This window comes from Meridianimaribacter sp. CL38 (assembly GCF_004328055.1).
Lineage (GTDB): Bacteria > Bacteroidota > Bacteroidia > Flavobacteriales > Flavobacteriaceae > Gaetbulibacter_B > Gaetbulibacter_B jejuensis.
On the sequence record NZ_QKWS01000001.1, the window covers coordinates 392,618 to 404,508 of the forward strand.

Genomic DNA, 11,891 nt, shown 5'->3' on the forward strand with positions numbered 1-11,891 from the left:
GTAAATTGAGTACTTTAAACAAAAAAATAAAATGACTAGAAACATCTTTATAATTGCATTTTTAATCACTTCTACTCTATTTGCTCAAAACACTTTAAGTAGAATACACGTTAAAGGCAACAATTTTGTGGACGACAAAGGAAATACTGTTGTTTTTAGAGGACTCAACACAAGTGACCCTCATAAACTAGATAACCAAGGCTATTGGACCTTAGAGTATTTTAAAGAGATGAAAAATTGGGGAGCTAACTTAGTGAGGTTTCCTATACATCCTCCAAATTGGAGAGAACGAGGACACGATGCTTATTTTGAGCTTTTAGACAAAGGAATTAAATGGGCTGAAGAACTAGGAATGCATGTCATTATAGATTGGCACAGTATAGGTAATTTAAGAACAGAGATGTATCAATCTGATATTTATGATACTACCCAAAAAGAAACTTTTGACTTCTGGAGAAAAATTGCTGTTAGGTATGGTAACAACACTACTGTTGCCTTTTATGAAATTTTTAATGAGCCTACAACTTATAACCATACACTTGGGACAATTAATTGGGAACAATGGGCTGATATCAATAAAGAAATAATCACTATTATTAGAGCTAATGGCGGAAAAGGAGTTCCGTTGGTAGCTGGATTTAATTGGGCTTATGATTTAACACCATTAAAAACTAACCCACTTACTATTGAAGGTATTGCTTTTGTGAGTCATCCATATCCTCAAAAGAGAGAAAAACCTTGGGAAGCCAAATGGGACAATGATTGGGGTTTTATTAAAGAAACTCATCCTTTAATTTTAACCGAAATAGGATTTTGTGGTCCTGAAGATCCAGGAGCACACTCACCAGTAATTAGCGATGAATCTTATGGAGATGCCATCACAAATTATTGCGACCAAAAAGGCATTTCTTATATGATTTGGGTGTTTGATAAAGAATGGGCTCCTCGTCTTTTTATTGATGATGATTACACACCTTCAAGACATGGTAAATACTTTAAAAAGAAGCTAAAAAGCTATAAGTACTAGTTCTTTTTATCAAGTTTAACCATTAGTACATCGTGAGATTGTATAACAGATTGTAAATGCTTAGAAGTATCTCCTAAATCTTTATGATTGAATAAGTCTCTTATTGTAAACTTGGTCTTTTTCATATCAACGTATTTACCATTTAAATCGTCACCAATGTTATGTTTTTCCCAATCATAATCTAATTGAATTGGTTGATCACTCATGTTTACAAAGGTTAAAGCCCAAGCATCGTTATCTAGTGGTTTTATCCAAATTTCAATATTATTTTCGTTTGAAAACCTAAATCCTTGAATACCCAACTTATCTTGATTAACAGCTATAACTTCTTTATTCGTTAGTGTTTTTATAGTTTCTTTAGAAGCTGTCCTTAAATCATTACCCATAATAAGTGGAGAAGCCAACATACTCCACATAGCAAAATGGGTTCTATCTTCTGCATCAGTCATTCCATTACCAACTTCCATCATATCTAAATCATTCCAGTGACCAGGACCAGCTGCTTTTCTAATATTCTTTCTCATATTGATAATTTTCCAAACTCCAGAAGACGACCATGAACCATGGCCAACTTCGCAATCCCAACAGTTAATAATATCACCTGTTACTCTCCATAAATGCCCTACATCTTCAGCCCATTCCCATGGCTTATTGTCTCCCCATTCACATATACTGAACACTATTGGTCTACCAGCTGCTTTAAGCGCATCTCGCATTGTCATATAAGCACCTTCAGCATTTAATTTAGGCGTGTTGCACCAATCATATTTTAGATAATCCACATCCCAAGACGCATAACTTCTCGCATCTTGATATTCATATCCTCTACTCCCTGGATAACCAGCACATGTAGTATAACCTGCACAATTATAAAGTCCAAACTTTAATCCTTTTGAATGTATATAATCTGCAAGAGCTTTCATTCCTCTTGGGAATTTTACTGGGTCAGCAACAAGATTACCATTAGCATCACGCTCTTTAGCCATCCAACCATCATCTAAAACAATGTATTCGTATCCTGCATCTTTAAAACCTAATTCTTCAAACTTATCAGCAATTTCCATAACCAATTTCTCATTGATATCTGTTCCAAAAGTATTCCAGCTATTCCAACCTAGAGGAGGTGTTTCTGCTAATCCTTCAAATTTTTGTGCATGGCTTGTTATTGAGATTAAAAATAAAAGTGCAAGTAAAGTGTTCTTTATCATTGGTTTTGTTTTTTAAAAAATTCCCTGTAAAAACTTTACAGGGAATTTAGACTAATTGACATAATTAAGTTTATTACTAATAATCAAATATGAAATCTATAATTCTTCAAATCGAACATTATCTATAGCAAAGTTCAGTAACACATCTGCGCCTTCGAATGCCATACCAAACTCAGCATCTACTAAGCTAAAATCCGGAACTCCAAGCACAGAGCAAGGAATGGATATTGTTGTCCAGCCTCCTTCAGTATCTAATGGTTCTCCTGTATCATTCCAAGGTGCCCAATCGTAAAAGGCGTCTACTCCATCAGAATCATTAAATCTAATTCTAAATTGACCTGCAGATAAAGGTTCAATTGTATAAATGTCAAACTTAAGCACATAAGCTCCAAGGTTAGAACCAACAGTACTAGCTCCATTAAAGGTACTTGGATCATTTCTCCAGAATAAATCTTGCCATCCAGTTCCTCCTGTTTGAAAGTTTGCTCTACCATAATTAGTTCCGTCTAAGCTTATAGCTGCATCGTTTTCAGCATTTACATTTCCCCACCAAGGACCATTAGCGTCCCAATCAAAGAATACTAAAGATGGATCATCAACAGGATCTGGACCTCCACATCCTGGAGAATCAAATCGAACATTATCAATAGCAAAGTTCAACAATACATCAGCGCCTTCGAATGCCATACCAAACTCTTGGTTTACTAAGCTGAAATCAGGTACTCCTAATACAGATAGTGGAATTTCAACAGTTTCCCAGCCATCAGTTGTAAAAGGTTCTCCTGTATCGTTCCAAGGTGCCCAATCGTAAAATGCGTCAACTGCATCACTGTGGAATCTTATTCTAAATTGACCAGCAGTAAGTGGTTCAATAACATTAATATCGAATTTTAAAGAATACTCGCTTAAGTTAGAACCAACTGTAGCAGCTCCATTAAACGTGCTTGCATCATTCCTCCAGAATAAATCTTGCCATCCAGTTCCACCTGTTTGGAAGTTTGCTCTACCATAACTAGAACCATCTATAGACAAAGATGCATCATTTTCAGCATTTACATTTCCCCACCAAGGACCATTTGCATCCCAATCAAAGAATACCAATGAAGGGTCACTCACAGGACACAATCCACTTTCTCCTGTTTCTATACCAAGTGCACTTACTAATGCATCTGGCACTAAAACTCTATTTATTTCGTGGATGACTCCATTTGTAGCTCCAATATTTGATGTAATAATTTGAGAAGGGATTGCTTCAGAAAATGTTGGTAATAACTTAGGGTTATCACCACTTAAATCAACGGTAATATCGTCACCATATAAGGTTGAGATTGTTCCGCCATCAGTTAAATTACTAGATAGTAATGTTCCTGAATGAAGGTGATAGTTTACCAAATCGGTTAATACAGCTAATTCTTCTGGAGTATCAAACTCGTCTAAACTTTCAAAATTATTTACAGTAGCAAATAACGCAACAAAAGCATCGTTGTTTGGTGCAAGCGCTGTTAATTCATCACTAGATAAACTACTTGTTAAACCAACCATATCAACAGCTTGTAAAAACGTAGTAAACCCTCTGTCGTTACATCTTTCTACTATGTTAAGTGTTGCACTTAAAACATCTTGAAAAACACCTTCTGGCAACAATACTTTATCAACACCATGGATAATACCATTTACAGCTTGCACATCAGTAAGTACAATATTTGCATTGGTATAACTAGCGTCATCTATAACAGTACCTGTAATTGAAAACGATTCTCCTTGAACAGATGTTTGAACAGTACCATCTACTTCTTCGGCAACAACATTTTCTCCAGCTACTACATGGTAAGTTAATACTTGCTGAAGCACATCAGTAGGAATATCATCTAAAGTAGCCCAACCAAAAGCACCATTTACTTCTGTCATAAACATTTCAAAAGCACTATTGTTTGGTGCAAAAACGGTATAAACATCTGCTCCTGCTAAAGTCGCATCTAAACCAGAAGCCTCTAGAGCTGCAGCAAACATTGAATAATCAGGGTTTGCCATTGCATGATCCGTAACTGTTGGTGGCAATAAGGCATTATCAACAGTATGCAACACTCCATTTGTTGCTCCCCAATCGTAAGCGTTATCTACTAAAGAAGCAACTCCATTAAGTGTCAAATCGGCATTTGTATTTACATATAAACTTAAGTTATTTCCATCTGGTCCTGTTGCTAAAGTTGTTAAATATCCTGTAGTGAAAGTCGATACAAAATCGGCAGTCACAGTACTAAGAACATGGTTTAACAATGCGTTTTGCAATTCTTCATCAGTTAAAGAGCCTGCTCCAGCATCAGACATTGCCGCATTATTAGGCGCAAATACTGTATATGTTGTGGTGGTTCTTAAGGTTTCGTCTAATCCTGCTTGAACTAAAAGACCTGACAAAGTTGAAAGATCAGATGTTTCAGAAATTATTTCGGTAAGGTTTCTAGGGTCGTTGCCTAATTGTGGGTATAAATCATCATCTTCTTTACATGATGTTATACTCGCCAAAACAGCAATCATAACCAAGTAATATATTTTAAAAACTCTCATTACGGTAAATTTTAATTTTGTTTAGTTATTATAGGAATCCAAAATCATCTACATAAAATATGTATTGAGACAATCCTGTATTTGATGATTCTTGAAAATCCAATCTAAAAATTGTACTTGGCTCACCTCCATTTGGATAAAAATCTGATAATGGAATTACAACTTTGTTCCACTCTCCTGGAATTAGTTCTATTGGTTGATGAGATGCAGCTCCATCAAAATCATTAATTGCAAGGGTTACTGAATCTCCAGCAGCTCCTGTTCCATAAACTGAAACTGTTATAGCATCATATTCATCAAAAGGAATATTAGGTGCTAAAAATGTTAAACCAGACCAACCTTCTCTAATACTCTTAATTGAATATTGACCTAAAGCAACTTCGGTAGAGGCCAAATCATGTGTTCCTCCCCATTCACTTGTAGTCCATTCTGGATTTAATTCGTCTATATAAATTGAATACGAAAATCCATAAGAGTCTGATTGCGCAATAGCTCCTCTACTTGTTGCTAAGTAAATAAACGCTTGCTCTACTCCATCAGGAACTTCAACTGTTACCATAGTTTCAGAAACAAAAACTATTTCAGCAGGTAACTCTACTAAGTTTCCGTTTTCTTCTGATCCACTTACAAAAGTTACTGTAGACGTATCAGTAAAATCTCCACCAAAAAGATGTACTAATTTTACACCATCAACAGTTTCTTCTGTAAATTCTTCTATTGTTAAAAGAGAGAAATCGTACTCTACTGCTCCTCCCAAGGTTTCTAGTCTTAAAATATTTGCTTGACCAACATAAGGTGCATTGACTGGAACCGTCACAAAAGCAATATTATCAGTAACGAATGCAGGATTAAAACCTGCTTGGTACCCATTAAAATATACTTTTGAAAGTGTTCCTAAATATTCTCCTCTTATAATATAAGTGCCTTGAAGCACACCTTGAGTAACCGCAACATCTTCAGTAGCTTCGCTTACACTGTGTATTACAGGAGGCTTCGACGCATCTGGAGAAGAAGGATCTCTAAAATCGTTTTCACAAGATGTCAATTGAACTAATGAGAAAATCAGTAAAATGAACCATCCTGTTTGCTGTATTTTAAAATTTATTTTTTTCATAATCTTTTTTATTCAAATTCATAAGGAACTGGTGCTTCCAATAGCGCTGGATTGTTTTGAATCTCATTACTAGGATAAGGGAACAATAAATCGTCCATTGATGCTGGAAAGGTTTCAGAATTGATTGTTGGAGGAGATGTATCGTCATTAAAAGTTCCTCTTTCAGTATTGCTTAAGAAATTTAATGCGAAGTCTGGTCCTTGTCTTACAACATCATACCAAAACTCCATTTCAAAAGCCAATTCTATACGTCTTTCTTGAAATACATCTTCAAGTGTTGGGTTAGCAATTTCATCTAAGCCTGCTCTTCTTCTAATTTTATTGAAAGAGTTAATACCTTCAGCTACTGAACCTCCACCATTAAGAGCAGCTTCAGCATGAATTAATAGTAACTCTCCATATCTTAATACATAAGTGTTATTTGGATAACTTTGAGAAGCTCCACCACCATTACTAGCAGCTGAACCAATTACATATTTTTTCACTCCTACATTACATCCTTGATGATCGATAGTCTCAGATACTGTGTAACCTCCATTAAGGTCTGGATAAAAAGCACCAGGTGCCATAATTGTTGCGTAGTATCTTAAATCTTGTTCAGTATCTTCATAAGCTTCTTGTAAATCTATTGAAGGCCCAATTGCTGACCAACCATCAGAAAAACCTGTAACTCCTGCAGGAGCAAAAAGCGACTGCACTCCATTACCTTCAGCATAAATACCTGTATTAGTCCATTGTAAAGCGAAAATAGATTCAGGGTTGTTATCGTTTGCTGTTAAAAACAAATCGTAATAACTACCTGATGGGTCTCCATCTTCAGCATCGCCTCCATAAAGCTTAAACTCTCCAGAGTTGATAACCTCACTAGCTAGCTGATAAGCCATAGGATAATTTTGCTCATATAAATATACTTTTGCTAACATCGCTTTAGCTGAACCACTAGACACCTTAGCATTGGCATCATAATTAGCTCCTCTAATTTTTTCGTAGCAATTATCTACGGCAAATTGTAAATCTCTTTTTATAAATTCATACACATCAGACTCTAGGTTACGAGGTACAACAGGTTCTAATACGTATTCGTTATTATCAGCAATAATTGGAATTGGTCCAAAAATTCTAACTAAATAGAAGTACGCTGATGCTCTAATAAACCTTGCTTCACCAACAGCATTATCAACAACATCTTGAGGCACACTTGGTCCTGCTGCATCTGGCAGCGTATTAATAACTGCATTGGCTTGCGCAACAACTGCGTACAGAGATTCCCAAGCTTGAGTTAATGTTCCATGTTCACCAGTAATGGCAAAATTCACAAAATCGGCATTTCTTGGATCCCAAGTTCTTCCGTTACCTGAGCTTAATTCACCAATACACCATGACACGTTGGTCACAAAATTGTACCAAGGTCTAACATAAAGTGCATTTGTTGCAGCATTTACCTGCTCAGTAGTTTCGTAAAACTCGGCAACGTTATACGAATCTTCTGGTGGTCTGTCTAAAAAGTCGTCACTACAAGATGGCATGCATAACACAACTGCCAATATCACAATGAGTTTAGTTTTAAATAAATTGTTCATATTATTCATAGCTAATGTTTTTAAAATTCTACATTTAATCCAAGAGTGAAAATCCTTGGCGTAGGGTAACGACCATTATCAACTCCCATTAATAGTGCATTTTGATTATACACTCCAATCTCTGGATCGTATCCTGAATATTTAGTAAATGTGTAAAGATTTTGAATCATACCATACACTCTAAGTCTATTGATACCGAAAGTGCTGGTTGCATCAGATGGTAATGTATATCCTAATGTTACATTTTGAATTCTTAAATAAGAACCATCTTCAATATATCTGTCTGAAATATTAATATTTGGCGTATCGTTTCTTGCTAATCTTGGGTTGCTAGCATTTGGATTATCAACTGACCAGTAATCTAACACTGATGGTAATTGATTGGTGTAAGTTTGATTTCCTGCAGTAAGACTTCTGTTTACTGCATTAAACACATCGTTTCCATAAGATCCTTGCATAAAAATCGATAAATCAAAATTCTTATAGTTGAAAGAGTTTTGGAAACCAAATGTAAAATCTGGATGAGGGTTTCCAATAACTGTTCTATCATCTGTGTTTACTACTCCATCACCATTGATATCTTTAAACTTAATATCACCTAACCAAGTAGTAGAGAACAATGCATCTTCAAAAGGTCTTCCAAACTGAACTGGAGCACCATTAATATCGTCTAGCGTTCTAAAAATACCTTCTACCTTGTAACCGTAGAATAGACCTATAGGCTGACCTACTTGAGTAATGGTTACGTTTTGGTTAGAAGTATTCATTGTCATTTCACCAAAAATGGTTAAATCCCCTAACAGTTCTTTCACTTCATTTTTATAATGTGAGAATGTTAACGACGAATTCCATGAGAAATCTTGTGAACCTTTTGTTTTATAATTAAGTGTAACATCAATTCCTTTGTTTACCATTTCACCAAGGTTTACCCAAGGCGCTGCAATTGCTCCTGGAGAATTCCCTCCTGTAATAAAATCAGTAACTGCTAATTGATACAAGAAGTCTTTAGATACTTTATTGTACACTTCTACAGTAGCGCTAAGCCTAGAATCGAACACTGAGAAGTCAAGTCCTAAATTGGTTTGTGTTGACGATTCCCACTTTAAGTCTTCGTTTGCAAAGTTTGCAAACTCAAAACCAGTTCCTAAACCAGTCGACACTGTATTTAATCTTGCTCCATAAGCAAAGTTTGGTATAGCTTGGTTACCTACTTCACCATAACCACCATAAATTTTTATGTTTTGAATCGCATCAAAATCGTCCATAAAATTTTCGTTAGACAATCTCCATGAAGCAGAAACTGATGGGAAGTATCCCCATTTATTGCCTTCTGCAAATTTTGAAGAACCATCAGCTCTAATTGAAGCTGTGATGTTATACTTGTTGTCGAACGAGTAAATAGCTCTACCAAAGTATGAAGATAATGCTGTACTACCTTTGTACTGATCTGTATTGTCAATTGCATTTCCTGTCCCTAAAATTGGCACATCGTTACTAACAAACTCACCATCTGAAGCAATTACTCCTTGCCATTTAGACTCTTGAGCTTCTTGACCTAACATAACAGTTACATCGTGTTTATTATTAAATTTCTTTTGAAAGGTTAATATGTTTTTCAGAATCCAGAAATCATTATTCTCTCTTCTTACACTCAATGCACTTTCACCTCCAGTGATTTCTCCATAAGAGAATGTAGGTTGAAATCTATCACTTACATTATTTCCAAAGTCTCCACCAAACTCAGTTCTATAAGTAAGGTTTTTACCTAGTTTAAGTTCAGCAAAAATATTTCCAAAAAACCTATTACGTTCTAATCTATTGCTTAAACTAAGTGCTCTTGCTATTGGGTTTTCAAATTTAAAATCATCATCCAAGTCTGGTCCTGCAAAAGACCCATCAGGATTATAAACTGCTGTGGCTGGGTTATTTAATAAAGATAAATAAATGATACCGTTTGTAGCATTATTCAATGTTAATTTATCATTTGTTCTACTTGCAGTTAGATTAGCACCTACTTTAATTTTATCGGTAATATTTGCACCAACATTAGCTCGTACATTAATACGATCAAAACCAGAACCAATTACAGTTCCATCTTGGTCTAAATATCCTGCAGACAAAAAGTAATTTACATCTTCATTACCTCCTGAAAACGAAACTTCATGACTTTGCATTACTGCATCATCAAAAATCTCCTGTTGCCAGTTAGTACCTGGTCCTAAGAGACTAGGATTTAAAAATTCAATTTGCGGATTCAGCCCATAAATTTCAGCCATTTCATTTTGAAGTCTCGCATATTGACTCAAATCCATTACCTCATAGAAATTAGTTGGTCTTTGAATTGCTAGGTAAGTGTTATATCTAAGTGTCCCTTTTTTATTCTTACCACTTTTAGTAGTGATAATTACAACTCCATTTGCTCCTCTAGATCCATAAATTGCAGTTGCTGATGCATCTTTAAGAATATTAATAGATTCAATATCACTTGGGTTTAACGCAGCCAACGGACTAACACCAGTTGCTCCATCTCCTTGACCTAAGTCGTTATCAGCTATAGATCTACCACTAGTAGAAATATTATTAGAATCTCCCGAAATAGGAACTCCATCAATAATATAAAGCGGTTCAGCTGAACCAGAAATAGTATTTACACCACGAATTCTCACGGAAACAGCACTACCTGGTTGCCCAGAGTTTTGAGTAATACTAACTCCCGATGCTCTACCTTGCATTAATTGATCCACACTAACTTGTGGCAAATTGTTTAACGCTTCAGTATCAATAGTTGATACCGAACCACTCAAATCTTCTTTTAATTGCGATCCGTAACCAATCACAACTACTTCATCTAAGCTTTCTAAACTTTCCACAAGAGTCACGTTAATAGACACTCTACCTGAAACAGCAGTTTCTTGAGTTACAAAACCTAAATAGCTAAAAACTAGAGTGGCATTATCCTTAACGGTTATCACATAGTTTCCGTCAAAATCTGTGTACACTCCATTACTTGTTCCTTTTTCAAGAATGTTTACACCTGGAAGTGCCATACCATTTTCATCAGTAACCACACCTTTTACCTGGGTTTGGGCAAAAGCTAGTTGACCAACTAAACAAAACAGTAAAAAAGTATAGTAGTACCTACTACCATAAATGTTTTTTAAATTGATTTTTTGCATGTTTTTTTAGTGTTAGTACAGTAAATTGTACATTTTGAATATTTATACCTCAATAATTATAATATGCGTAATTATAAAGGGTGTTTTTTGTCAATATCAAAATTAAAGGAAATGTTAAGTTAGTGTTAATATTATTTTGTCAATTATTTATATAATTTTTTATAAAAACTTTCAAACAATCAACAAACAACACTAAATAGAGCTAAAAAAACAAATATAGACACCAATATCATCTATATATGTGTGCAGAATAACAAAATAGTATATTCTTTTGTAGCTAATACTATTAGAGTATACGTTTTATACCCGAAAACTCCGTTTTATACTGACTTGGAGTACAGTTTTTCAATTTCTTGAAGACTCTATTAAAATTAGCAATATTATTAAACCCACAATTAAAGGCTATCTCAGAAATACTATTATCTCTTTCTAACAACCACATAGAAGCATACCCTATTCTAACGTCATTTACATAGTCAACAAATGTTTTTCCAGTACGTTTTTTCATAAATCTATTAAAAGACACATTGCTCATATTTACCAACTCAGAGACTTCAGACAAGGTTATTTTTTTATCGAAATTCTCCTGAACATACTCATAAACCGTTTTAATTTTATCACTATTCTCAAAGTTTTCCCTATTCACTGTATAGGTCGATAAAAGCCTTTGATTTCTTGAGTTAGCTAAATCATGAAGTATAGATATAATTTCGAGAAAATAGTCAATCCCATCAATTCTAGAAAGCCTAGAAATACGCTCCTTTAAATCTAAAGCCACTTTTTTTGAAAACAAAATACCATGAACCGACCTGTCAAACATCTCTTTTATAGGCTTCATGATTTTTCTTGACAAAAACTCGTCTGCAAACAAATGCTGATGAAACTGAATTGTAATCTCATGTATATCGTCATTCTTACAATTATGCGTCAACCATCCATGATGAAGATTAGGACCAACCAAAACAAGCTCAACCTCTTCAATCTCTTCAATACTATCACCTACAACCCTTTTTACTCCTTTACCATTACTAATAAAATTCAGCTCATATTCTGGATGAAAATGAATAGGAAAATCAAAATCATCTTTTACCCTATCAAAAACCAAAAAACTATCTTCTGGAGACAAAGGAGTGATCTCCCTATGCACTTTTTTTAAAATATCCATATATAATGATGTAATAATATTTTAACAATTTGATAAAATAATATCATCAAATTGAA

The 11,891-nt window shown here is 34.8% G+C and carries 7 protein-coding genes; 1 reads left to right on the forward strand and 6 read right to left on the reverse strand.

Annotated elements, in window-relative coordinates; genetic code table 11:
• Nucleotides 1-31 precede the first annotated feature (31 nt).
• A complete protein-coding gene (locus tag DMZ43_RS01920; protein ID WP_131505981.1) occupies nucleotides 32-1,027 on the forward strand; it encodes a glycoside hydrolase family 5 protein in 996 nt (331 codons plus the stop codon).
• Here the strand turns inward: DMZ43_RS01920 and DMZ43_RS01925 are convergent.
• The 6 genes from DMZ43_RS01925 to DMZ43_RS01950 all read right to left on the reverse strand — a co-directional run bounded on the left by DMZ43_RS01925 (nucleotide 1,024) and on the right by DMZ43_RS01950 (nucleotide 11,835).
• Nucleotides 1,024-2,235 carry a glycoside hydrolase family 27 protein gene (locus tag DMZ43_RS01925; RefSeq protein ID WP_131505982.1) on the reverse strand — a complete coding sequence of 404 codons (1,212 nt, stop codon included), beginning with the start codon at nucleotides 2,233-2,235 and terminating at the stop codon, nucleotides 1,024-1,026. The two genes, DMZ43_RS01920 and DMZ43_RS01925, sit on opposite strands and share 4 nt — an antisense overlap.
• Nucleotides 2,236-2,331: 96 nt before the next feature.
• Nucleotides 2,332-4,800: a glycan-binding surface protein gene (locus tag DMZ43_RS01930; RefSeq protein WP_131505983.1), complete on the reverse strand. Its 2,469-nt coding sequence runs from the start codon at nucleotides 4,798-4,800 to the stop codon at nucleotides 2,332-2,334.
• Nucleotides 4,801-4,828: 28 nt separating this feature from the next.
• Complete coding sequence (locus tag DMZ43_RS01935) at nucleotides 4,829-5,914, reverse strand: hypothetical protein (RefSeq protein WP_131505984.1); 1,086 nt, start codon at nucleotides 5,912-5,914, stop codon at nucleotides 4,829-4,831.
• Nucleotides 5,915-5,922: 8 nt separating this feature from the next.
• Entirely contained in the window at nucleotides 5,923-7,494 is a 1,572-nt protein-coding gene (locus DMZ43_RS01940) for a RagB/SusD family nutrient uptake outer membrane protein (protein ID WP_161566722.1), read from the reverse strand.
• 20 nt (nucleotides 7,495-7,514) lie between these two features.
• Nucleotides 7,515-10,670: a TonB-dependent receptor gene (locus DMZ43_RS01945; protein ID WP_131505986.1), complete on the reverse strand. Its 3,156-nt coding sequence runs from the start codon at nucleotides 10,668-10,670 to the stop codon at nucleotides 7,515-7,517.
• Nucleotides 10,671-10,956: 286 nt separating this feature from the next.
• Complete coding sequence (locus tag DMZ43_RS01950) at nucleotides 10,957-11,835, reverse strand: AraC family transcriptional regulator (protein ID WP_129759309.1); 879 nt, start codon at nucleotides 11,833-11,835, stop codon at nucleotides 10,957-10,959.
• Nucleotides 11,836-11,891: the final 56 nt, after the last annotated feature.

Coding starts and splice junctions, on each gene's coding strand:
- DMZ43_RS01920 (WP_131505981.1), top strand. CDS start 32: ATGACTAGAAACATCTTTATAATTGCATTTTTAATCACTTCTACTCTA.
- DMZ43_RS01925 (WP_131505982.1), bottom strand. CDS start 2,235: ATGATAAAGAACACTTTACTTGCACTTTTATTTTTAATCTCAATAACA.
- DMZ43_RS01930 (WP_131505983.1), bottom strand. CDS start 4,800: ATGAGAGTTTTTAAAATATATTACTTGGTTATGATTGCTGTTTTGGCG.
- DMZ43_RS01935 (WP_131505984.1), bottom strand. CDS start 5,914: ATGAAAAAAATAAATTTTAAAATACAGCAAACAGGATGGTTCATTTTA.
- DMZ43_RS01940 (WP_161566722.1), bottom strand. CDS start 7,494: ATGAACAATTTATTTAAAACTAAACTCATTGTGATATTGGCAGTTGTG.
- DMZ43_RS01945 (WP_131505986.1), bottom strand. CDS start 10,670: ATGCAAAAAATCAATTTAAAAAACATTTATGGTAGTAGGTACTACTAT.
- DMZ43_RS01950 (WP_129759309.1), bottom strand. CDS start 11,835: ATGGATATTTTAAAAAAAGTGCATAGGGAGATCACTCCTTTGTCTCCA.